The 24,379-nt window shown below is 47.6% G+C and carries 16 protein-coding genes and 1 pseudogene; 6 read left to right on the forward strand and 11 right to left on the reverse strand.

The annotated features are described in order from the left end of the window. Positions 1-25: 25 nt before the first annotated feature. A complete protein-coding gene (locus DWY57_RS08880; RefSeq protein ID WP_119961648.1) occupies positions 26-1,201 on the reverse strand; it encodes a glycosyl hydrolase 53 family protein in 1,176 nt (391 codons plus the stop codon). A gap of 215 nt (positions 1,202-1,416) precedes the next feature. On the opposite strand from DWY57_RS08880, the gene DWY57_RS08885 reads away from it, so the two are divergent. From DWY57_RS08885 to DWY57_RS08910, 6 genes are all read left to right on the forward strand, one after another. Next, positions 1,417-2,421 carry a LacI family DNA-binding transcriptional regulator gene (locus DWY57_RS08885; protein WP_117601172.1) on the forward strand — a complete coding sequence of 335 codons (1,005 nt, stop codon included), beginning with the start codon at positions 1,417-1,419 and terminating at the stop codon, positions 2,419-2,421. 19 nt (positions 2,422-2,440) lie between these two features. Beyond that, positions 2,441-3,814 (forward strand): MFS transporter, encoded by a 1,374-nt coding sequence (locus DWY57_RS08890; protein ID WP_117601171.1) that lies wholly within the window; start codon positions 2,441-2,443, stop codon positions 3,812-3,814. Between the two features lie 218 nt (positions 3,815-4,032). Then, complete coding sequence (locus tag DWY57_RS08895) at positions 4,033-6,345, forward strand: family 65 glycosyl hydrolase domain-containing protein (RefSeq protein WP_117601170.1); 2,313 nt, start codon at positions 4,033-4,035, stop codon at positions 6,343-6,345. 118 nt (positions 6,346-6,463) lie between these two features. Further along, positions 6,464-7,516, forward strand: a complete 1,053-nt coding sequence (locus DWY57_RS08900) for an efflux RND transporter periplasmic adaptor subunit (RefSeq protein WP_117601169.1) — start codon at positions 6,464-6,466, stop codon at positions 7,514-7,516. A gap of 12 nt (positions 7,517-7,528) precedes the next feature. Further along, positions 7,529-10,558 carry an efflux RND transporter permease subunit gene (locus DWY57_RS08905; protein ID WP_117601168.1) on the forward strand — a complete coding sequence of 1,010 codons (3,030 nt, stop codon included), beginning with the start codon at positions 7,529-7,531 and terminating at the stop codon, positions 10,556-10,558. A 34-nt stretch (positions 10,559-10,592) separates the two neighbouring features. Then, complete coding sequence (locus tag DWY57_RS08910) at positions 10,593-11,867, forward strand: TolC family protein (protein WP_117601167.1); 1,275 nt, start codon at positions 10,593-10,595, stop codon at positions 11,865-11,867. A gap of 90 nt (positions 11,868-11,957) precedes the next feature. Here the strand turns inward: DWY57_RS08910 and DWY57_RS08915 are convergent, their stop codons facing one another. The 10 genes and pseudogenes from DWY57_RS08915 to DWY57_RS08965 form a co-directional block, all read right to left on the reverse strand. Beyond that, positions 11,958-13,193: a sodium ion-translocating decarboxylase subunit beta gene (locus DWY57_RS08915; protein WP_117601166.1), complete on the reverse strand. Its 1,236-nt coding sequence runs from the start codon at positions 13,191-13,193 to the stop codon at positions 11,958-11,960. After that, positions 13,193-15,031, reverse strand: coding sequence for a biotin/lipoyl-containing protein (locus DWY57_RS08920; RefSeq protein WP_119961619.1), 1,839 nt, complete (start codon positions 15,029-15,031; stop codon positions 13,193-13,195). Before DWY57_RS08920 ends, DWY57_RS08915 begins: the two co-directional genes overlap by 1 nt. Positions 15,032-15,070: 39 nt before the next feature. After that, entirely contained in the window at positions 15,071-15,328 is a 258-nt protein-coding gene (locus DWY57_RS08925; RefSeq protein ID WP_119961620.1) for an OadG family protein, read from the reverse strand. Between the two features lie 194 nt (positions 15,329-15,522). Continuing rightward, entirely contained in the window at positions 15,523-16,005 is a 483-nt protein-coding gene (locus DWY57_RS08930; protein ID WP_035449543.1) for an HU family DNA-binding protein, read from the reverse strand. A 451-nt stretch (positions 16,006-16,456) separates the two neighbouring features. Further along, positions 16,457-19,501 carry a DEAD/DEAH box helicase family protein gene (locus tag DWY57_RS08940; RefSeq protein ID WP_117601164.1) on the reverse strand — a complete coding sequence of 1,015 codons (3,045 nt, stop codon included), beginning with the start codon at positions 19,499-19,501 and terminating at the stop codon, positions 16,457-16,459. Beyond that, positions 19,498-20,031, reverse strand: a complete 534-nt coding sequence (rhuM, locus tag DWY57_RS08945; protein WP_119961621.1) for a RhuM family protein — start codon at positions 20,029-20,031, stop codon at positions 19,498-19,500. Before rhuM ends, DWY57_RS08940 begins: the two co-directional genes overlap by 4 nt. Positions 20,032-20,038: 7 nt before the next feature. Continuing rightward, on the reverse strand, positions 20,039-21,907 hold the full coding sequence (locus DWY57_RS08950) for a site-specific DNA-methyltransferase (RefSeq protein WP_117601162.1): 1,869 nt from the start codon (positions 21,905-21,907) through the stop codon (positions 20,039-20,041). 36 nt (positions 21,908-21,943) lie between these two features. Further along, a pseudogene (locus DWY57_RS08955) lies at positions 21,944-22,156 on the reverse strand (type III restriction endonuclease subunit R); the annotation flags it as partial. Positions 22,157-22,819: 663 nt separating this feature from the next. Then, entirely contained in the window at positions 22,820-23,146 is a 327-nt protein-coding gene (locus DWY57_RS08960) for a hypothetical protein (RefSeq protein WP_174646229.1), read from the reverse strand. A gap of 221 nt (positions 23,147-23,367) precedes the next feature. Then, on the reverse strand, positions 23,368-24,348 hold the full coding sequence (locus tag DWY57_RS08965) for a hypothetical protein (protein WP_117601161.1): 981 nt from the start codon (positions 24,346-24,348) through the stop codon (positions 23,368-23,370). Positions 24,349-24,379: the final 31 nt, after the last annotated feature.

Consider the following 24,379-nt stretch of genomic DNA (forward strand, 5'->3'; position numbering starts at 1 on the left):
TCTTTAAAAGATTTTGTTAATATAATTATTTAAAAGCATCCATTATCACAGTGGGGCGACCATCTTCAGTGAATGCCCCCAACCGATATTGGTTCGGCCTGCATTCCGGTTCCCAGTAGAACACGCCCTTGCAACATCCGCCGGTATTCTCCTTGCACTCTTTCAGGACACGGGCCAGTTGGCGTTTCCCTTCTGCCAGCACGGAAGCACTTGCCAGATTCCCTTTGTCGTCGGCACACTCCATGCCGGTTTCCACCACCATCACGTCACAGTTGTATTTCCGGGCTACACTATTAATATTGGCAATGCACTCGGTAATAGTTCTATCAGCTGTATATTCCTTGTGCTCGAGCATCGTCCAGTAAGGATAGAGCGACATGCCTATCATATCCCACTTACCGCCATTGGCTTTCAGTTCATTAAAGAACCAGGTATACAATTCGTTGTCATATCCATTGTCCAGATGGACGATGACAATGGCATCGTCGAAGACGGACTTTACCGCATCGTATCCTACATTGATAAAAGCAGCCAGGTTGGCAAAGTTCTCACGGTATTTCACTTCCTCGGAAGTACTGTTGGAACCCTTTACATCACATTCCCTCACATCATAGGACGCACCGCTCAATGCAGCATCTTCATCCCAAAGCATCCCCGGACGAATTTCATTACCTACCTGAACCCACTTGGGAGTAACTCCTGCCGCTTTCAGCGCATTAAGTACATCGGCAGTATGGTCGGCGATGGCTTTCTTCAAGTCGGCCAAGTTCAGTCCTTTCCATGCAGCAGGCTTATGCTGCTGTCCAGGGTCGGCCCACCAGTCACTGTAATGGAAGTCTACCATTACGTCCATGCCCAGCTCTGCGGCACGTTTGGCTTTCGTCACCAAATCGGCCATATTGCACCAGTTATCGTGTTCTTTGGGGTCGACCCATACTCTGAGTCGAACCGCATTCAGGCCCAAATCCTTCATCAGCTGGAAACAATCGGTCTCCACACCGGAGGTATTGTAAAATTTCATACCCTTATGTTCCATCTCCGTCACCCAACTGATGTCGGCACCTTTAGCAAAGTCCGTAACCAGAGGTTCCTCCTTATCGGGAAGTCCACCGGCGTTGGGGTCTGTCTCATTATTGCTGCTGCATGCAAATACGGCAAAGGCAATACAAAAAAAGAAAGTCAAGAACTTCATGTGTTTCATGGCGTTATCATCATTAATTGCATACTGCAAATATAAGCATTTAGGGAATATAGAACTATATATCACCTCTATTTGTCAAAATACGGGTGTCTGCAATCGTTTGCACAAACTTACAACCCGATAAACCTCAACGAATAAGCCCAATTTACCATATTACGTTATTTTTGCAATCGGATTAGGGAAGTTTACCTTATCTTTGTCCTCAAAACTATACCATGAATAAACCGCAGATTACCATCAAGGATATTGCCCGGGCGCTGAATGTCTCCCCTTCTACCGTGTCAAGAGCGCTGAAAGACAATCCGGACATCAGCAAGGAAACTCGTGATCTTGTCCATGCCTATGCGCGCGAACATAGCTATAAGCCCAATGTACTGGCTGTAAACCTCCGCGCAAGCCGCAGCAATACCATCGGCGTCATTGTTCCCCAACTGGTACACCACTTCTTTTCCTGCGTATTGAGTGGAATTGAGAAAGCAGCGGCGGATGCCGGATATAATATCATAGTGGCGCAGAGCAGCGAATCGTACGAGCAGGAAGTGAAGATTGTGCATTCTTTCCTTGCCGCCCGTGTCTGCGGAGTCATCGCTTCACTTGCCAAGGATACTTCCAAATACGACCATTATCAGGAGCTGCTGAACAACGACATTCCCATCGTCTTTTACGACCGTATATGTACGGGGTTGAAAACCGAGCGAGTGGTGGTGGACGACTATGCCGGCTCCTTTGCAGCCGTGGAATACATGATACAGACCGGATGCAAGCGCATCCTTTTCTATAGTGCGGCTCCCCACCTGGAGATTACCAAGAATCGCCGGAACGGCTACCTGGATGCCATGAAGAAGTATAAAATTCCAGTGGACGACAGCATGATTCTGTTGTGCGACACCCGTGAACGCGCCATCTCCATCACTCCCGACCTATTGGAAAGCGAAAACCGCCCTGACGGTTTCTTCGCCATCAACGACGAGACAGCTTCAGGCATACTGTATGCCTGCAAACTGGTCGGCATAAAAGTTCCCGATGAAGTATCCATCTGCGGATTCACCGACGGAGCCATTGCCCAAAGCACCGACCCGAAGCTGACTACTGTGGAGCAACATGGCGAGGAAGTAGGTAAAAGCGCTTTCAGCATTCTAATCGGAAAGCTGGAGGGAGAAGAGAAAAGCAACAACAAGATAGTACGTACCAATCTGGTGATAAGAGGAACAACGAAATAATAAAACATATTGAACCATCATGAAAGTAAAACCCGATTTAAGTTTCTGGAAGCTGTGGAACATCAGCTTTGGTTTTTTCGGCGTGCAGATTGCATATGCTTTGCAGAGTGCAAACATCAGCCGTATCTTTTCCACTTTGGGTGCAGACCCGCATAATTTGAGTTATTTCTGGATACTGCCGCCGTTGGCAGGTATCATTGTACAACCCATTGTGGGAGCCGCCAGTGACAAGACCTGGACACGCTTCGGACGGCGCATTCCTTATCTGTTTATAGGTTCGTTGGTGGCCGTACTCGTCATGTGCCTGCTACCCAATGCCGGAAGCTTCGGCATGGCAGTAAGTACAGCCATGATTTTCGGTCTGGTATCGCTGATGTTCCTTGATACCTCCATCAATATGGCCATGCAGCCCTTCAAAATGATGGTGGGCGACATGGTGAATGAGAAACAAAAAGGACTCGCCTACTCCATCCAGAGTTTTCTATGCAATGCAGGTAGCCTGGTGGGTTATCTCTTCCCGTTCATCTTTGCATGGATTGGCATCAGCAATACAGCTCCCCAAGGAGTAATCCCCGCCTCGGTTATTTACTCATTCTACATCGGAGCGGCCATCCTTATCTTCTGCGTCATCTACACTTCGATCAAAGTAAAAGAGATGCCGCCTGCCGAATATGCAGAGTATCACGGCATCACCGAAGAAGAGGAACATGAAAAGACCAACATGCTGAAGCTGCTCATCAACGCTCCGAAAGCATTCTGGACTATCGGACTGGTACAGTTCTTCTGCTGGTTTGCCTTTATGTTCATGTGGACTTATACCAACGGCAGCATCGCTGCCAATGCTTTCGACGCTCCTACAGTAGAGCACCTGGTAGATGGTGTGACCAAAATAGTACTCGACACCAAGAGCCTGCAATATCAGAATGCCGCCGACTGGGTAGGCGTACTGTTTGCCGTGCAAGCCATCGGCTCTGTGCTTTGGGCCATCTGCATACCGATGTTCAAGGACCGCCGCCGCGTCTACTCACTCAGCCTTGTTCTGGGAGGTATAGGTTTCATTTCCACCTACTTCATACACGACCCTTATATGCTCTTCATTTCCTTCTTGCTGATAGGGTGCGCATGGGCTGCCATGCTGGCACTGCCGTTCACCATCCTAACCAACGCACTGAGCGGAGGACACATGGGTACTTATCTGGGACTTTTCAACGGAACTATCTGTATCCCGCAGATTATAGCGGCAGCCTTGGGCGGCATCATCCTTGCCTTGTTTACTCCCAAAGGAGGACTGCCTCCTGAAATCAATATGCTTGTGTTAGCAGGAGTCATGCTGATAATCGGTGCTTTCTGTGTATATTTAATCAAAGAGACCAAAGGAGAGAAAGCAAACTAAGAATCACCCCCGAAGTACTCTGAGATGGAAATATTGACCGACACCGGGCAACATTCCACCTGACACCGGGGAAAGCATCGTTCGGTACCAAGGAACGATACTTTCCCGGTTTCTTTTTGATGTCTTTCCTTGCCTTTCTTTATTTTTGTCCTTACTTTTCTTCTTTATTTCCGCATATTGCTTAACTTTACGGCGATAACTACAGAAAACACGTCGTCATGAAGAAATACCTCAAGACCGATGAATGGAATATCATCGAAGACCAATTCCACCCCGACCGTCAACGGATGTCGGAAAGTATATTCAGTCTCGGAAACGGACGTTTCGGGCAACGGGGGTATTTTGAGGAGCCTTACAGCAGTGACAGTTACCGTGGTTCATTTGTGGCCGGCATCACTTTCCTGGACAAAACCCGCGTAGGATGGTGGAAGAACGGATTTCCCCCATATTACACCCGCATACCCAAGGCTGCCGACTGGAGCCGTATCAACCTGCGCCTCATCGATGAGGAACTCGATTTGGCAGGCTGGGATGTCGACAGCTTCAACCGCCGCCTCGACATGAAAGAGGGTATCTCCTACCGGGACATGGAGGTGACCTCTCCCCGGGGAAACCAGCTCCGCATCCATATAGAGCACATCACGGATATGGCAAGACCCAACCTCTGTCTCATCAAGTACAGTGTGTCCTCCATCAACTATACCGGTAGAATCTCACTCGTGCCCATCCTTGACGGGAATATCGTGGACGATGCCGACCTGCCGAACCTGAAAATATGGAACATCCTGCGTTCCGGTTCTACCAGCGACTGTGCCTACCTCTGGACACAGACCCGCCGGGAAGATGCACAAGTGTGCTACGCCATGACTTACCAATTCTTCAAAAACAACAAGGAAACCACTGCCAATCCCATACGGATAGAAAAGGAAAAGCAGACCGGTTTCAGCGTAGGTGCCGACGTAAAACCCGGAGACAACGTGACACTCATCAAATACACCGCCATCGCTTCTTCTCTTTACCACGAACGGAGTGAATTGGTGGAGCACTCCATGACCGAGGCACGCGAAGCCAAGAACATAGGCTGGAATACGCTGGTAGAAGAGCATCGAAGGGCCTGGCAGGAAATCTGGGACGAAACGGATGTCGTCATCGAAGGGGACCCGGAAGCACAGCAAGGTATCCGGTACAACATATTCCAGCTGTATCAGACTTACCGGGGAGATGACCCGCGCCTGAACATCGGCCCCAAAGGATTCACCGGAGAAAAATATGGCGGCAATACCTATTGGAACACGGAATTGTGTTGTGTACCGTTTTTTCTGCTCTCCACTCCCAAAGAGATTGCAAAGAACTTGCTGGCATACCGGCACAACCAGCTTCCCAAGGCCATAGAAAACGCCCGCAAACTGGGTTTCAAGGACGGTGCAGCGTTGTTTCCGCAGGTAACCAACAACGGAGAGGAATGCCACAGCGAATGGGAAATAACCTTCGAGGAAATCCATCGCAACAATATCATTGTTTATGCCATCGTTCAGCATGCAGTACTGACGGGTAATATGGACTATATCGCCCAATATGGCCTGGAAGTTATGATTGCCGTCAGCCGCTTCTGGAGCCAACGGGTATCCTTCTCCCAACCCAAACAGAAATATGTCATACTGGGAGTTACCGGCCCGGATGAATACGAAAACAATGTGGACAACAACTGGTACACCAACTATTCCTGCATACAATGCCTCAAGATGACCCTCCGTTTTCTGGAAATGATAGCACAGCAATATCCGGACGAATATGCCCGCATACGCCGCATCACCAATCTCGACCAAGTAAAGGAAAGCGCCCGGTGGAGAGACATCATCGAACACATGTATCTGCCGGAAGACAAGGAACGGGGAATTTTTATCCAGAATGACGGCTATATGGATAAAGTACTGGAAAGTACAGATAACATTCCTGCCGAAGAACGCCCCATCAACCAACATTGGTCATGGGACCGCATTCTGCGCTCTTGCTACATCAAGCAAAGCGACGTGTTGCTCGGACTTTACCTTTATTATTTCTATTTCGACACGGAAACCGTCCGCCGCAATTTCGAGTTCTATGAGCCGATGACCGTACACGAATCCTCCCTTTCTCCCCACATCCATTCCATCCTGGCTGCACGCATCGGCAAAGTGGAAAAAGCTTACCAGCTTTTCCTGCATGCCACGCGGCTTGACCTGGACGACTACAACAACGAAGCGGACCAAGGTCTGCACATAACCAGTATGCCCGGCAGCTGGCTGGCCATTGTACGCGGATTTGCAGGTATGCAGGTGCTGAAGGAGACATTGTGTTTCTCCCCCGTCATACCGCAAAAATGGGACAGCTATTCATTCAAGGTGAATTATCTGAAAAACACACTTCACATACGGGTAGGAAAAGAAATCGAAATCTCGCTTACAGCAGGCAGCAAAGTGGACATACAAGTCTACGGACACCCATATACGCTGGAACGGGGGACGGAATTAAAAATTAATGTGCTCATGTAATTAACCATATTGGCACATTAAATCATCATTTATCCTATAACCGGGAGAACATTTGGTTGTTTTCCCGGTTTTATGTTTTTATATATACCTGAACGAATAACTATATACTTGTTTACCAATGAAAAAAATGTTTCTTTTCGCCCTGGTCACGACGTTGCTCATCACGTCGTGCGGGCAAAAACAAAAGGGTAGCAATACCCTTATCCGACCGGTGAAGACTGCACAAGTCAGTTCACAGTCGGTTATCCGCAAAGACTTCTCCGGAATGGTGGAAGCCGTGGAATATGTGAGACTTGCCTTCCGCGTCAGCGGACAAATCATCAACCTCCCGGTTGTAGAGGGACAGCGGGTAAAGAAGGGGCAACTGATTGCCGCCATCGACCCACGCGACATCTCCCTGCAATATGCAGCCGACAAAGCTGCCTACGAAACAGCTGCCGCACAAGTGGAACGTAACAAACGGCTACTTAGCCGCCAGGCTATCTCCGTGCAGGAATACGAAATCAGCGTAGCCAACTATCAGAAAGCAAAATCCGCCTACGAGTTGTCCGGCAACAATATACGGGATACGCGGCTGACAGCCCCTTTCGACGGTTCCATCGAAAAACGGCTGGTAGAGAACTATCAGCGTGTCAATGCGGGAGAAGGGGTTGTACTACTGGTAAATACACAGAAACTACGAGTCAAGTTCACCGTACCGGATGATTATCTCTATCTGCTCCGTGCCAAGGACGTAAAGTTCAAGGTGGTGTTCGACAGCTACCCCGCAGAGGCTTTCGATGCCAGACTGGAAGAGTATCTTGACATCTCCACAGCAGGGACGGGTATTCCGGTGACAATAACAATTGACGACCCGCACTTTGACCGTGCACGTTATGACGTAAAACCGGGATTCACATGCAAAATAAAGCTGGCATCGGATGTCACTCCCTTCCTGGAAGAAAAGCTGATGAATGTACCGTTAAGTGCCGTATTCGGTAACAGTGAAAACCAGAAAACGTATGTATGGGTGGTGGAAGGTAATAAAGTCAGCCGCCGCGAAGTGACCGTTTATTCTCCAACGGGAGAGGCAAACCTGCTTATCTCTAAAGGGCTGGAACCGGAAGAAACCGTTGTGACGGCCGGAGTATACCAGCTGACAGAAGGAGAAAAGGTAAAAATTGATAATTGATAATTAAACAACATGAATCTAGCCAAATATTCATTAGACAACACGAAGATAGTCTACTTCTTTCTGGCTGTGCTGCTTATCGGTGGCATACTGTCATTCGGCAGGTTAGGAAAGAAGGAAGACGCACCTTTCGTCATCAAGTCGGCAGTCATCATGACACGCTACCCGGGAGCGGAGCCGGCAGAAGTGGAACGACTCGTCACCGAACCCATCTCCCGAGAAATACAGTCGATGAGCGGCGTCTACAAGATAAAGTCAGAGTCTATGTACGGACTCTCCAAGATAACCTTCGAACTGCAACCGTCACTCTCTGCCGCATCCATTCCGCAGAAGTGGGACGAACTGCGGCGCAAAGTGCTCAACATACAGCCCCAACTGCCCGCAGGCTCTTCTGTGCCGACCGTCTCGGATGATTTTGGAGACGTTTTCGGCATCTATTACGGCCTGGTGGGTGACGACGGTTTCTCTTATGAAGAAATGAGAAACTGGGCGGAACGAATCAAGACACAAGTCATCACGGCAGACGGTGTGATGAAGGTAGCCCTTTTCGGTACACAGACAGAGGTCATCCATATATTCATCTCCGTAAACAAGCTGGCAGGAATGGGTATCGCCCCCAAGCAGCTGGCCAGCCTGCTGCAATCGCAGAACCAGATTATCAATACGGGTGAAATCAGTGCTGGAGAACAACAGTTACGCATCGTGGCCAACGGTACCTACACGACTGTCGATGATATCCGCAACCAGGTTATCACTACCTCCGGCGGACAAGTCAAGCTAGGCGACATCGCCATCATTGAAAAGGGATACATGGAACCTCCCGGCAATATCATGCACGTCAACGGAAAGCGCGCCATCGGTATCGGCATCTCCACAGACCCTACAAAGGATGTGGTAAAAACCGGTGAACTGGTAGACCGGAGGCTTGCCGAACTCATGCCCCTCATCCCCGTGGGGCTGGAACTGGAAAGTCTGTATCCCGAAAACGTGATTGCCCAAGAAGCCAACAACGGGTTCATCATCAATCTGATAGAATCCATCCTGATTGTGATTGTAATCATCATGCTGGTGATGGGCATGCGTGCAGGAGTACTGATTGGCTCTTCCCTTATATTCTCTATCGGAGGCACACTGCTCATTATGTCGTTTCTTGGCGTAGGTCTGAACCGGACCTCCCTCGCCGGATTTATCATAGCCATGGGAATGCTGGTGGACAATGCCATCGTGGTGACAGATAATGCCCAGATTGCCATTGCCCGCGGCATCGACCGCCGGAAAGCGCTGATAGACGGTGCCACCAGTCCCCAATGGGGATTACTGGGAGCAACGTTCATTGCCATCTGTTCGTTCCTGCCACTGTATCTGGCTCCCTCTTCCGTAGCCGAAATCGTGAAACCGCTATTCGTAGTGCTGGCCATTTCCCTGGGATTAAGTTGGGTGCTGGCGTTGACACAAACCACTACATTCGGCAACTTCATACTGAAAGCAAAGGCAAAAGATGGTGGTAAAGACCCATACGACAAGCCTTTCTACCATAAATTCGCCTCCATCCTCGGCACACTGATACGCAAGAAGGCGTTGACCCTTGGCAGCATTACAGCACTGTTCATCCTCTCCCTTTTCGTCATGGGACTGATGCCCCAGAACTTCTTCCCTTCTCTGGACAAACCCTACTTTCGGGCAGATGTATTCTATCCGGACGGGTACAGCATCCGCGAAGTAGAAACCGAAATGAAAAAGGTGGAAGCCCATCTGATGCAGCAGCCGGAAGTGAAACGGGTATCCGTCACATTCGGCAGCACACCGTTGCGTTACTATCTGGCCTCCACTTCCGTCGGCCCCAAACCTAACTTCGCCAATATCCTGGTGGAAGTAACGGACAGCAAATATACCAAGGAACAGGAAAAGAACCTTGATGCCTACATGAAGGCCAACTATCCCAATGCCATCACCCGTACCATGTTGTTCAAGCTCTCCCCTGCCGTAGATGCCGCCATTGAAATCGGGTTCATCGGCAATAACACGGATACGCTGGTCATGCTGACCAACAAGATTCTGGACATCATGCACCGTAACGACGAACTTATCAACGTGCGCAACTCCTGGGGCAATAAGATACCGGTATGGCATCCCATTTACAGTCAGGAACGTGCACAACCGTTGGGTATCTCCCGTCAAAGCATGGCACAGAGTATCCAGATCGGTACGAACGGCATGACACTTGGAGAATACAGGGAAGGAGACCAAGTACTCCCCATTCTGTTGAAGGATAAAACCATCGACTCTTTCCGTATTAACGACTTGCGTACACTCCCCGTATTCGGCACTGCACGCGAAACAACCACTCTGGAACAAGTCGTCAGCCGGTTCGACTTCCAGTACAAGTTCTCCAATGTGAAAGACTACAACCGGCAGATGGTGATGATGGCGCAGGCCGACCCACGCCGCGGTGTGAATGCCATTGCCGCCTTCAACCGTATATGGAAGCAAGTGCAGAAGGAGATTGAAGTGCCCGAAGGTTACACCATGAAATACTTCGGAGAGCAGGAAAGCCAGGCAGAAAGCAATGCCGCACTGGCAGCTAACCTGCCGCTGACATTCTTCCTTATGTTCGTCACCTTGCTGTTTCTGTTCCGCAGCTACCGGAAACCGATTGTTATCCTGCTGATGCTGCCGCTTATCTTTATAGGTATTGTACTGGGACTGGTGGTATTGGGAAAATCATTCGACTTTTTCTCCATCCTCGGCTTGCTGGGGCTGATTGGAATGAATATCAAGAATGCCATCGTGCTGGTGGACCAGATTGATACGGAAACCGCTGCCGGGAAAGCACCGCGTGAAGCCGTTATCAGTGCAACGACCACCCGTATTGTCCCGGTGGCTATGGCATCGGGTACCACTATCCTGGGAATGTTGCCGTTATTGTTCGACGCCATGTTCGGCGGCATGGCGGCAACCATTATGGGTGGTTTGCTGGTAGCCTCGGCATTGACATTATTCGTGCTGCCGGTGGCTTATTGCGCCATTCATAAAATCAAGTGAGAGAACATTCAACAATTTACAGTTTACCAATTGAATGATGAAAACAAAGATACTTATTCTATCATTACTGTGCTCCGGACTGAATGCCGGGGCACAACAAGCATATCTGAGCCGCGAAGAATACCGCGACAAGGTAGAAGCATACAGCCAGATTCTGAAACAACAGCATCTGAAAACATTCGCCAGTACCGAGGCACGCAAGATTGCCTCCACCGGTTTCCTGCCCCAGATTGACATCATCGCCGAGGGTACCGCCAATCTCAATCATCTGGACCAATGGAACAGTCCGAAAGGAGACTACCGCCCTTATACCTATCAGGCACTTGCCACCTTGACGCAGCCGCTTTATACCGGAGGTTCCCTAATAGCCCAAAAGAAAGTGGCGCAAACCGAAGAGGCACTGGAGCAACTAACCACAGAACTGACCCTCGACCAGATACACTATCAAAGTGACGCCGTCTATTGGAATGCCTCTGCCGCCCGTGCCGGTCTGAAAGCCGCGGCTACCTTTCAGGATATTGTACAACAGCAGTACGACATCATCCAAGACCGCTTCGATGACGGCGCCATCAGCCGCACAGACTTGCTGATGATTTCCACCCGGCGTAAGGAGGCCGAATTACAGTACATCAAGGCACGCCAAAACCATACCCTTGCCCTGCAAAAACTGAATATCCTTATGGGCTCGGAACCGGACGCTCCCATAGACAGCATAGCCGAAATAGATATACCGACTGCCCCCATCATCCCTTTGGGCCTGGATGATGTGCTGCCCCGCCGGGCAGAATATGCCAGTACCTCCGTGAACATCGCCCGCAGTGAAGCGCAACGGCATGCCGCCCTCAGCCGCTACAATCCACAAGTCAGCATGTTTCTCGCTACCGGTTGGGATACGGGAATCGCCTATATGGGGCAGAATGTACCTCATACTCCCGTCGCAGGGGTCAACGTCAGCATCCCCATCTTCCGTTGGGGAGCCCGCTTCAAGACAAACCGCCAACAGAAAGCCTATATCGGCATACAGAAGCTGCAACAAAGCTATGTAACGGACAATATTCTGGAAGAGCTCTCCGCAGCCACCACAAAGCTAACGGAAACTGAACAGCAAGTCAAGACGGCCCGGGAGAATATGACACTTGCCGAAGAGAATCTAGACCTTGTCACCTTCTCTTATAATGAAGGAAAAGCCAGCATGGTAGATGTACTGTCCGCACAACTCTCATGGACACAAGCACACACCAACCTGATTGATGCGTATCTCGCGGAAAAGATGGCGGTAGCTGAATATTGGAAAGTGGTCAGCGAATGAAATGCCCCTCAACGAAAAAGATAAAGAAACTCCGGCATGGCTTTGTAAAGCCATGCCGGAGTTTCTTTATCTTTCCCCTACTGACCAGGTTTATCCCAAGAATGAAATCAATACACCAGCCGCAACAGCCGACCCGATTACACCGGAGATATTACTGGACATACAGTAATTCAGCACATGGTTTTTCGGGTCATATTTCGTTGCAATCTCATTGCAGACGCGGCTTGCCATGGGCACGGCACTCAGGCCGGTAGCACCAATCAGTGGATTGATCTTCTTCTTGCTGAATAGGTTGAACAGCTTCACAAAGAAAATACCTCCCGTAATGGACAATGCAAATGCCAGGAAACCGCCAATCACAATACCGATGGTTGTCCAATTCAGGAATGCCTCACTAGTCATCGTGGCGCCAACGCTCAATCCTAAAAAGATGGTAGCTGCATTCATGATACTATTAGCAGCAGCGTCAAACAAGCGGCTTGTATCAGAACCGATTTCCTTAATCAAATTACCGAACATCAACATACCAATCAAAGGTACTGCCGTAGGCACAAATAAAGCAACAATCGTAGTCACTGCAATCGGGAAGATAATCTTCAATACACGCAGATTCTTAATCTCGATTTTCGAAGGATACAGCTTCTCCTGCTCCTTCATGTTAATCATCAATTCCTTCTTGGTACAGAACAACTTCACCACCATCGGAATGATGACCGGTACCAGCGCCATATAAGAATAAGCAGCAATGGCAATCGGTCCCAACAGATGGGGAGCCAGCTTGATGGTAGTAAAGATAGCCGTAGGGCCATCGGCACCACCGATAATGCCCAACGCACCCGCTTCCTGCGGAGTGAACCCTATCATCACAGCACAAAGCAGTACGGTGAAAATACCTAACTGCGCAGCCGCACCGAATATGGAGAGACGCAAGTTACGGAGCATCGGACCGAAGTCCGTCAGCGCACCCACCCCCATAAAGATGACAGGTGGCAGGAATCCGGTCTTAATCAGCATATAATAGATGAAGTTCATCAGTCCAAGGTCGTGCGCTATTTCGTGCAACGGCATCTCCCAGATATTCTTCATCACCCCGCCTACCATGACCATTCCGTTTTCATCCGCCTGAATCACACCCATCTCGCCGCCAGGAAAGTTGGCGATGAGTACACCGAAAGCGATGGGTACCAGCAACAATGGTTCATAGTGCTTCTTGATGCCCAAATAAAGCAGGATAAAAGCGATGGCATACATCACGAGGAACGACGGATCAGCAATGATATTGCTGAAGGCCGTCATATCATAGAGTTTTGCAAATATATCTTCCATTATCCTATCTTCATTAATACATCATCTTCAGAAACAGAGTCACCCGGATTGACACAGATGGCAACAACCGTTCCATCAAAGTCTGCACGGATGGCATTGTATGTCTTCATAGCTTCGATATAGCAGAGAAGATCGCCACTCTTCACCTTGTCACCCACTTTCAACGGGGTTTCTTGTGCATTCTTCGTCAAGAAGAACTTGCCTTCGAGCGGAGCCGGAATATCCTGACCTTCGCCTACGGGAGAAGCAGTCACCTTCTCGGTAGCCGAAGCGGGCAGGTCAATGTCACCATAAGCCACCGTTACGCGGTAGGCCTGACCGTCCACCTGCACGGTGAGCGTCTTGGGTTTGGCATCGTCCAGCGGAGATTTGTCACGTTCAGCACGGCGTTTCTCCACATCCTCCAGGAAGTCCTGTTTGGCCTTGCCACTCTTGTAAGCCTCGTATTGAGCCGGGTGCATGGCGTATTCGAAAAGCTCTTCGTCGTCCTCGCCCAATTCCCATTTGTTTTCCTTCATCAGCTTGCGGTACTTGTCCAAAGCATCGGGATAGTTGTCCTGCGGATTGCCGGTGAAGAATTTACGTCCTTCGCGCTCTGCTTTCTCAATAAGCTCAGGAGCCAATTCACCCGGCAACTTACCGGCTTTGCCCAGCAGCATATCCCAAATATCATCGGCAATCATGCCCCAGCGTTCCTTGCCCTTCTCCATAGCAATGACGTTCATCATGGAGAGATTCTTGACATACTGGCTAAACGGAGTCACCAATGGCGGATAACCTACACGCGGCCAGACGTATGCCACTTCGTTGAACAACTTGATGAGCAATTCATCCTGCTTCATGAAGGGCAGGTTGCGTTTTGCCTTATATTTGTTAATGGATTCCAAATTGGACTCCAGGTCTGCCATCAAACTGCCCATCATGCCGCCCGGAAGTCCAGGACCAATCAGCAGGGAGTTCATCAAACGGTTACGCGGGCTGATGTACAAGCCAAGGAAATCATCCATAAATTCCTGGATGAGGGCACGTACCTTCATATATGCCTCCATGTTGATTTCGGGCACCTGGAAGCCTGCATCTTTCAGCATAGCCTGCACGCTGAGCAGGTCTGCATGTCCTGTACCCCATGAAAGCGGTTCCATACCTACATCAATATAGTCGCAACCTGCCTCGCACACTTCAAGAATGCTTGCCATATTGAAGCCGGGCCCCGCATGACTATGGTACTGGATAGGAATATCGGGATGTGCCGCCTTGATATTGGCCACAATCTTACCCAGGGAAACCGGACGTCCGATGCCTGCCATATCCTTGATGCAAATTTCATCGGCACCAGCCTTGATAAGCTTCAAAGCCATGTTCGTGTAGTATTCTACGGTATGGATAGGTGAATGGGTGATGCAGAGCGAACATTGGGAAATCATTCCGGCATCGTGTGCATAACCAATGGAAGGAATGATATTGCGAGTATCGTTCAGACCGCAAAAAGTACGCGTGATGTCCGTACCTTGCGCTTTCTTCACCTTATAGAACAGCTTGCGTACATCGGCGGGCACGGGACTCATGCGGAGGCCATTCAAGGCACGGTCCAACATGTGAGTCTGGATACCGGCTTCGTGGAACGGCTTCGTCCATTCGCGCACGGCTTTATTCGGATTCTCCCCAAACAGCAGATTTACTTGTTCAAAACCTCCGCCATTGGTTTCCACGCGCGCAAAACAACCCATCTCAATGATAGCGGGAGCTACTTTCACCAGCTGGTCAACACGGGGTACATATTTTCCGGCACTCTGCCACATGTCCCTGAATACCAAGCTGAACTTAATTTCCTTTTTCATACTAAATTATTCGGTGTGTTTTTATATAAGATTATTATTTCAGATTTTTTCTACCTTAGCAACTTTACCCTTACCTTGTGTCACTACTGTTACGGCTGCACTGATAGCTGCCAGAATATTACCGGGGACAGGTGCAGGACCATTTGCTGCAGCTTTGGCCGGTACCACTTCTTCGGGTGCATATTTGTTCACAAGTGCAATGAGACATTTTCCTAAGTAGATAACAATCAGCAGGATAGCAAAGACTGTTGCCATACCTACCACTATTAGCAGAAGTGCTATGTTCAAGTTTTCCATATTATAAATTATTAGTTATTCCGTAGGATTTAAAAAAAATCGTTCGAAATTAGCGATTATCCGTTAAAGAAAGGTGGTAAAAAATAATAAAAGATGCTAAAACGTCACTTCCCGCACTACCGGAGAGGTGGTACGGGAAGTGTATAATACCCCATTTATGTCAAGAAAAGAGGCAATTGGCGGGATGGGAAAAATCAGCCCAGCGGGTTCTCTCCCTGATCGCCGTCGTTGCCGCCCTGGTTGCTGCCACCTTGATTGCCACTGTCAGAAGAAGGAAGCTTGCCCCACTCTTCCCAAACAATCTTCGTATTCACCATGCTGCGGGTAATCACCTGACGGCCACTATTACGCTCCACTTCGGGCAAAAAACGGACACGTACTCCGTTAATCAGCGAAGCGCTTACCTCCGCAGCCGTCGACACTCCTCTTTTAGTAGAGGTGGCAGTATAGTAGAAGGTGCCGACACCGTTTATCTTCACAGTACGTCCCTGCCCCATGAAATTGCTCAATACACGCCCCAAGTTCTCCATCACCGCATACGTGTCACCACGGGTCACGGTAGAAAGAACAGACAGCTCGTCTGCCACTTCACGGGTAGTAACCGCCTTGCCCCAGGTTACTGATTGAGGATACCACAAATCGTTTACTTTTTTCTGAACTCTTTTAAAAAATGCCATAATCGTAATGTTTTAAATGATTAATTAATAATGTATATCCGGTTTCTCTTGTCTCACCCGAGAAGCAGAAGTTTTCATCGTGAGGCCTCAACGATTCAGCCGTCTGCTTTTCTCAAATTCGATGTTGCAAAGTTAGGGCGGGAAACAAGGGAAAACAAGAAAATGGCATCTACAACCAATTTTCATAAATCACTCAAATACAAACAATTACAAAAATAACATCTCTACAAGAAGAAGGGGGAAATAAAGCTGAAATAAGAAGAATAAGGTGATAATCTCTACAAGCTATACACGCAAACTTCTGATAATGAAGGCACCTATATCTTCCGGTCTCTACAAGATAGTTACTATAAGCTATTCTTTGCAATATGACATCATTTAGAGTTTATGCCAGTGAAAAGAAAGAATGCACACATAGAGAGAATGTGCCTCTCTACGTGTTTGGCTGATTTTACTTTGTTACTGCATTATACAAATCCTGGTAGGTTTTCACCACACTATACGCCACATCGCCAGTGCTGATAGCTGCAAAGTGGCGACGGGCGCACTCTATCTTGGCATCCTCGGCACGGCGAAGTTGTGATACTTCGATGTCGTTGCCTTTGGTTTCTGCCACGAAATAGACGTGCTTCACGGAATCTTCTCGAAAAGCTACAGCCCAGTCGGGATTATATTTGCCCATCGGAGTGTTGATGTAGAATCCACCGGGCAGTTTGCTATATACCACCACATCATCCTCAGCTTCCAGCGACTCGGCAAAACTCTTTTCGATACCTTCACTATCTACCACTACAAGATCGTAAAGCGACTTGGTACTTTCGATAGCATTCTTGCCAAGTGTACCACGCAGCGTAGCTTCCTCAAAGATGCCAGTACCAAAAGTTCCAGCACATTTCTCATACTGGATGTGTTGGATGAGCGAGATAGCCTTACAATCGTTGATGATGCGACCGGCTTTGATGATGAACTCTTCTGGATTCAGCTTGAACTGATGGAAAGTCGCATGATTAACGCCTTTCAGCATTTCTACAATGGTGCGGCGAGTTAGACCGGTGGATTGCACGAGTTCACCTACCAAGTCGTAAGTTACTTCTGCTCCAATAACTTCCGTTACCCGAATGGTTTTCACTGTAGCGGCACTCATGGCTGCTCCGGCTTCCAATTCTTCGCGGTCACGGATGCTTTCCATACCGCCACTCTCCACTACAATACGGATTTCTGTCACATTCAGGTGCTTGTCGAGTGCATCAATGGCACTCTTGATGAGTTTTGACGTTTCAAAACTCACGTTATAGTAAGTACGTGTATTGATGCGCCGCCACAACTCTTGCCACTCTTTTTTGTTGAAGTTGTCTTTCACTAAGTGAGCCTCCGTTTTATTACGTCCATTGGCTGGTTTGAAGGCATCGGGATTGAACACTTTATCCAACTGTTTGATGATAAACGAATGTAGATTTTCCACCTCACCAAACTGGAGCGAATCGGCTTTCTTTTCGTCAAAGTACTTTTGCGTGAGCTTGCCCTTCTTGATGTAACCTTGGACTATCAGTTCTTCGTGGATTTCCACGGCCTGTTCGGTCGTAATCTTTATGCTGTGTCCATCTTGTGTCTGTGCCAGTTGGTCGGCAAACAGTGTGGCTGTCACCACTACCGGACGGCTGGCACAGGCTTCTGCCATATCGGTTTGCAGCTTCTTGGCAAAGTCGTCATAGCTCTCGCTGGCAATAACGGTCAGGATATTGGTGTCGAACACATGGTCACCCAATACGTCGGCATCTTGACGTTCGCCCTTATCGTTGACGCATAGGCGCATACCACGACCCACCTCCTGACGTTTCTTGATTTCGTTGGAGGTATCTTTCAACGTACAAATCTGGAACACATTAGGATTGTCCCAACCTTCCTTCAAGGCCGAGTGAGAGAAGATGAAGCGAATGGGGCAACTTTGGCTAAGTAAGCGTTCCTTATCCTTCATGATAAGGTCGAAACCACGTTCTTCGTTTTCGCCTTCCTTATTCTTCGATTCCACGTTCTTCCCTTTTTTATCAATAGAAAAGTAACCATCGTGAATGTTTTCGGGCGCATTCTTCGGATTGGAAAGGAAGCGAGTGTAGGCGGTATCCTTAAAGGTAGACATAAGCTCTTGCAAGGCACGTTGGTATTCCTCTTCAAACATCCGTGCAAATTTCCCCTTCTCTGCCGTGTCCTTACCGTAGATGCGGTAACTATCCACATGATCGATAAAGAAGAGCGAAAGCACCTTGATGCCGCGAGCAAAAAGTTGGCGTTCACGTTCCAAATGAGTCTTGATGGTTTCACGTATCTGGTGGCGACGGAGAATATCCTCATTCACGCTGCCCACCACCTCACCGGGATGAAGCGTCAGTCCGTTGAGGAAATGCACGGTATTGGTCAATCCGTCTATACATTCCACTTTAAAGTTATTGGCATACTCCTGCAAACCACCGCTTTGCTCTTTAAGATCGAACCCTTCGCCGACCAAGCGAATGGTCTGGCGTGTGCCATTGGCAGTCTTGACATCGAAGCCCAATCGAGCTTGTGGATTGCCTTTGCTAATGACGATTTCATCCAGATAGACATAGCTATTGGTAGCTGTAGAACCCACTTGATGCACACTGCGTACCTCTATTTTTTTCACCAGCTTCTTGTTGTAAGCGTCGATGGCATCGAGGCGATATACTTGGTTGAATATTTCACGGTGCGTGGCACTATAAAGTAAGGTAAAGAGCGGGTTAAACAGTTTGATACCTTTTCGTGTGGCATTGCCTTTGTCCGTACCCAACACGCTTTGCGGCTCGTCAATAATTAGGATGGGATTCGTTTTTGCCAAGATGTCAATAGGCTTTCGCGAACCGAACTCATCACGACGTGAGAAGATGATACGGGCTGCGGAATCACCTGCGCGACCTTCCTTGTTTTTATCCTCGTTAAGCGAAGCATTGAAAGCCTGCGTATTGATAATCATTGCATGAATGCCGTTATCCGAAGCAAAGGCATCAATCTTAGCGAGCTGCTTCGAGTTGTAGATGAAGTATTGCATGCGCTTACCATATTCTCCAGCAAAGTGCTCTGCCATACTCTCAAAACTCTTGAACACGCCTTCGCGGATGGCAATACTTGGCACTACAATCACAAATTTCGACCAGCCATAGCGGGCGTTCAGCTCATACATGGTCTTGATGTAGGTATAGGTCTTACCCGTACCTGTTTCCATCTCGATGGTAAAGGTACGTCCGTCTCCCTCCAGATGCTCCACGGGATTCAATCCTTCTGCCATCTGTATGCCACGCACATTCTCGCAAATGCTTTCATTGTCAAGTACAAGGGGAAAATTGCCGAAACCGTCGAAGTTGAGCGCACCAAACTTGTTCAAGAAGGTGCGGCTGCCATCGTGTTTGGGTTGCCCCTGAAACACATCGCTCACGCATTTGGCGGCTTCCGCTTGAAAGCGTTGATGTTTATATCTTATTTTCACTTTTTGCCTCCTTTCTTACTTTTGTCACTAATCGCCTTGATAGCGTTCAAATAATCTTGCTCCACATCGCTGAGTGTGCGCTGTTTATATTTACAATACTCAGTAGCGGCATGATCCATCGCTTCTTGATGGGATACTAGGCCTCCATCCAGTAGGAGTTGTTCTCCAGTTGAGGTGAGTATGCGATCCAGATAGTTTGCCCAATCGTTCATGGTCATGGGTTGCTCTTTCTCGGCTTGGCTTTCTGCGAAATCAAGTAAAGCGATAATCATATCAAGATTATAGAAGGTTGTCATGTATGACTTACCATCTGTGGCAGTTGTTCGGCATTTCCGAACAACTGAGTCCTCTTGTAGTTCGCCTTCTTCGAAAATGTGCTTAATATGCTCACTTACATTTGATTTACTCGTATGATACAGCTCGCACATCTGCGTTTGAGTAAGCCATAAAGGATCTTCCTCAAGTTTCACATCTATCTTTGTCAGACCGCCATTGTCTGTATAGATTAGTATTTTGTTGTTCTCTTCCATGGACACGTCAAATTACTCTGATATTATTAAACGCATCATTATCCGACCAATCCAAGGATTGCTTGAACTGCTCATAAATATTGATTTTCTGAGCATCTTCCTTGAAGCAGGCATCACGGAAAAGTACACGCAAGGGACTCTTGTCGGCCATCGCAGTTACTACCTTATCGGTAATGCCCTCGGAAAAGCAAGCCACAAGTTCACCTTCGTTGACAGTGTAGATGGTACAACCGTCCATGGTTTCTGTCTGCAAGGGCAAATCCAAGCGAACACCCCATGCCAACATCGAACCATAGAGTAGGTCAAGGTCAGTACGATCGCGCTTGATATTATAGGCAAAGAGGTCAAGCTGGTCTTGCTTGTATTCCTTGGGTGAAAGTGATACTTTCTCGTAGTTGCTTTCGTCAAGGCGGTAGACACGGAAACCAGTGTCGAGGTTTTGGGTAGTAAGCGAGGAATCTGCTTTTATTTTTGCACCGGAACGACGGATGCGTTCTTTGGCTATCTCAGGGATAGTGGCGTAGCCTGCCTTACGTGCTTCGCTATCTTCTGGTGTTTTTTCGGGAAGCTGAACGCAGATATATTTTCTGTTACCTCCGTCTTCGGCGTTGAGTTGCATTACAGCATGGGCAGTGGTGGCAGAGCCTGAGAAGAAATCGAGAATAAGTGCATCTTTATCAAAATGAGTCATCATCTTGAGCATCCTTATCAAGAGATTTATACTTTTGGGATTGTCGAATGCTTTGCAGCCCATTAATTTCTGAAGATATGAAGTTGCGGAAGAAGTTAAGAAATCTGTATCCCACCAAGTCGTAACTTTTTTTCTTGATTGTCGAGCCTGTTCTTCGTAATACTTCTTCTGGAGATTGTTCTCTGTGACAATAAGCAGTCCATTATCATACAGTTTCTGCATGGTCTCTTTTGAATATCTCCAATATCCTTCAACACCCATAAATTCGTAAAAAGGATTACCTTTCTTTGCTCCACCAGGACCATCTACAGGTGCCAATTTATATTTTCCCTTATCGTCTTCTCGATCAAATCCGTCTAATACAGGGTCTTCTCCTATATTCTTTTGTTGAGCAAACACCTCATTTATTTCTTTGGCATAAAACGCAATGTGATTGTGATTCTCAGATATTATTCTATCATTAGAAACAGAGGCTCTATGCTTATGGCAAATATCAGCAATGAAATTATGCTCGCCAAAGACTTCATCACATATTTTGATGAGATTTGCATTCTCATCATCACCTATCGAAATAAAGATAACTCCATCCTCCGTGAGCAGAGAACGAGCCACCAGCAGACGACTATAAATCATACTGCACCAATCCGAATGAAACTTACCATTCGTATCGGAATTCTTCCTGAAGCGATAGCCCAACTCGTCCACATTGCCGGCTTTGAAATCCTCTTCGGCAGCAGTGAGAGCAAAGTCGTCATGATACACAAAGTCATTGCCAGTATTATAGGGTGGGTCGATATAAATCATCTTCACCTTACCCATATATGAGCGTTGCAAGAGTTTGAGCACTTCCAGGTTATCACCTTCGATATAGATATTCTTCGTATTGTCCCAATCCACGGAATCTTCCACCACCGGGCGTAATGTCTTATCGGTTGGTTTGGCAGCCTCCGCACGAGCGGCATTCTTACCTACCCATGTAAACTGATACATCTCGCCATCGCCGTCTGTGACATAGTCGCCAAGCAACCGGCGAAGCACCTCGAAGTTTACCTTTCGGGAGATTTCACCAGTCTTGTCATCACGTACTTCGGTAAATGCCGAAGGTGCTATCTGATAGAGCGCATCAAGATTGAGTTGCGTTCCGTCTGCGGAGTTCAAATCCAAATGTTTTAATATGTCAGTCATATATCTTGTTTCTTAATTGTTTTCTAATGTTTTAAGTTTCTCTTTCTTTGATTTATCCTTGATGAAAGTAGGAGACGTGAAAATGAAACGCAATTGTTCCACTTGCTCCAATTCTTCTTTCAATGCTTCGTAGGCATAGATGGAGAATGAAGCCGCAGCAATAGACACAAAAGTACCTTTGGATAATCGTCCTTTGATGTCATCCACTACACGTTCGTTTATATTGTTTATTAATTTGGAATGTTCCATCCTCGTTCTATCAGACCTTAGTTCCGCGGCACTTTACAAAACAATTATTTAAAATACTGAACAATAAAATATTGCCCAGTACTTTGCCATGTCAGAAGATTCACTTAAATTAGTGCTGCAAAAAAAGCACAAGAAATCCTCAACAAGCATGACAAAAATAAGCATAAAATCCGGTAAACTCACTTCTTTTGGAGGGATATTTTTAATTATGGAGCAATTTGATTCTATGCTCTCATCCGTAATCAATTCAACACTTTAGTAGTCCAATAGAAAGCGAACTATTGAAATAACAAGGAATAACAATATTTTTTAAGTCACCAATCAGTTTCTTATTTCATTTTGTAACAACATTTCAAATCCCAAAAGCATCCGTTTCAAGCCATCAAACCGTCACAGTCCATCCCCTCCCAGAACACCTTCTGAAGTGGGGGTAATTCAGTATACGACTAAATAGGATTCAATATAAGACTGAATGGCATTCAGTATACGACTGAATAGGGTTCAGTATAAGACCGAGGTTATATTAGTAGCAAAACAGATTGAGAACAAGGGAAATCACCGACTTTTTGTCCTAATAAATCAACACAAATTGGCTATATCCCTAAAATAATCATATAAAAATATCGGAATCAAGCAGTGTTCTTTGCCCAACGGGTAGGAAGTCTATAAGAAATTGACTATCGACCCGTTATTTGCATTACTTCCGAGGTTATTCTCTATGGTTTCTTCCATAGGAAACTGTTGCTTGTTTATGCAAAAAGAACCATTCTTCCGTTCAAAAACCAAATTATCGTCCACCCGAAGCGATTCGGACACTAATATACCACCGGCATTTTTAGAATAGGCATAGACAACTGTCCCGTTCTCAAACCTAAATGTATATTCGAACCCGACTACTCCCTCTTTCTTTACAGCATAAATAAAATTCACATAATAATCTATCTTCTTCCATTTGGGCGACAAATGGTTCTCAATATCGAATAAGGCCAAACTGAAGTTTGTTTTACCCGATCCGTTCGGTCCATATACAATACCATTTTTTATGATACCGTCTTTGATAGCGTTTTTATGAACTCATAATTAGCCGGACTTGACAAATCCCACTTGAAGATACGGAAAAGGATTTCCGTAAAGAAATTACGGGCCTAATTTATCTTAATGCCACCTAATAGTTTCATACCCTTGTCACTGTTGTCTTGCAATCCGAAATTTCAGACATGGCACACTACTGTATCCAGCGTCTCTCCATCAGCAAACAGTCCACCATCCGCCTGCATCATCCGCTTCTTCAGGCGGAATTTCTGCTGGGACACGGAAGCGGGAGACACGGCAATGAGCGTGGCAATCTGTGCATTGCTGAAATGCAAGCGGATAAGCATGCAAAGCTGGCTGTCGGCAGGCGTAAGCTGGGGAAAGCGCATGACAAGGCGTTTGGAAGCGCCCTTATATACTCTGTCAGTAAGTTTCTGTAAGTAGTCCCACTGGCTGTCCGCAAGGAATTTGGGCTGGATGCGCAACTGCTTCACCACTTCGTCTGCGTCTATCATGACGGAAGCAAGCGCCTGCACCTGCCCGTCGAGCATCCGGACACGCTCGCCCTCTTTCCTCAACAGTTCCAGTTCGCGGGGCACGGGGTTGTCTTCATACTCCTTGAGACGGGCGCGGAGTGACTCGTTTTCCTTATCCAGACGGCTACCATGTTCCATGAGGTTCGTCAGCGAGCTATGCACTTCTTCGCGCTCTTCGTCGGTCAGCGACATCTCCTTCAGGCATTCTTCCAGTTCCTCGCGCTCGCGTTCATTGTTGCGCAAGCGCTGTTCGTTTTCGCTCAAGGTGATAAGGTAGTTGCGGTGGTGGCGCTCTTTCTTGAACCGGACAAGGCTGAACAGCATAGCACCGGAAATGCTGAACATAATCACAGAAAACACTCCCCAGAAAAAACGTTCGTAACCACTGACCGGCTTCAGCCGCACATGCCTGCCATCGGAAAGCTCCTTTATCTGACTGTATTCACGGTGCAAACCGGAAATCAGGCGGACGGCCCGGGCACTGTCGACAGCACCGCATTGCACCAACGAGTCAGCATGAGAAAGGGCCTGTTCGTAGTTCATCAAAGTTCTACCGGCAGGTTTCGAGCAGGCTGTCAGCCCTAAAAGGAAGGTCAGCAGGAGAAAAAGGAAGGTATGTTTCATCTTGAAATTTTGTGTTTATAATAAGTAAGGT

It is taken from the genome of Bacteroides sp. AF25-5LB, from assembly GCF_003602965.1.
In the GTDB taxonomy this organism is placed as follows: domain Bacteria; phylum Bacteroidota; class Bacteroidia; order Bacteroidales; family Bacteroidaceae; genus Bacteroides; species Bacteroides uniformis.

What these genes read in the sequence shown, in the direction of transcription:
- DWY57_RS08885 (WP_117601172.1), top strand. Translation starts at nt 1,417, where the DNA reads ATGAATAAACCGCAGATTACCATCAAGGATATTGCCCGGGCGCTGAAT.
- DWY57_RS08930 (WP_035449543.1), bottom strand. Translation starts at nt 16,005, where the DNA reads ATGGCATTTTTTAAAAGAGTTCAGAAAAAAGTAAACGATTTGTGGTAT.
- DWY57_RS08910 (WP_117601167.1), top strand. Translation starts at nt 10,593, where the DNA reads ATGATGAAAACAAAGATACTTATTCTATCATTACTGTGCTCCGGACTG.
- DWY57_RS08915 (WP_117601166.1), bottom strand. Translation starts at nt 13,193, where the DNA reads ATGGAAGATATATTTGCAAAACTCTATGATATGACGGCCTTCAGCAAT.
- DWY57_RS08900 (WP_117601169.1), top strand. Translation starts at nt 6,464, where the DNA reads ATGAAAAAAATGTTTCTTTTCGCCCTGGTCACGACGTTGCTCATCACG.
- DWY57_RS08965 (WP_117601161.1), bottom strand. Translation starts at nt 24,348, where the DNA reads ATGAAACATACCTTCCTTTTTCTCCTGCTGACCTTCCTTTTAGGGCTG.
- rhuM (WP_119961621.1), bottom strand. Translation starts at nt 20,031, where the DNA reads ATGGAAGAGAACAACAAAATACTAATCTATACAGACAATGGCGGTCTG.
- DWY57_RS08895 (WP_117601170.1), top strand. Translation starts at nt 4,033, where the DNA reads ATGAAGAAATACCTCAAGACCGATGAATGGAATATCATCGAAGACCAA.
- DWY57_RS08920 (WP_119961619.1), bottom strand. Translation starts at nt 15,031, where the DNA reads ATGAAAAAGGAAATTAAGTTCAGCTTGGTATTCAGGGACATGTGGCAG.
- DWY57_RS08925 (WP_119961620.1), bottom strand. Translation starts at nt 15,328, where the DNA reads ATGGAAAACTTGAACATAGCACTTCTGCTAATAGTGGTAGGTATGGCA.
- DWY57_RS08905 (WP_117601168.1), top strand. Translation starts at nt 7,529, where the DNA reads ATGAATCTAGCCAAATATTCATTAGACAACACGAAGATAGTCTACTTC.
- DWY57_RS08880 (WP_119961648.1), bottom strand. Translation starts at nt 1,201, where the DNA reads ATGAAACACATGAAGTTCTTGACTTTCTTTTTTTGTATTGCCTTTGCC.
- DWY57_RS08950 (WP_117601162.1), bottom strand. Translation starts at nt 21,907, where the DNA reads ATGACTGACATATTAAAACATTTGGATTTGAACTCCGCAGACGGAACG.
- DWY57_RS08890 (WP_117601171.1), top strand. Translation starts at nt 2,441, where the DNA reads ATGAAAGTAAAACCCGATTTAAGTTTCTGGAAGCTGTGGAACATCAGC.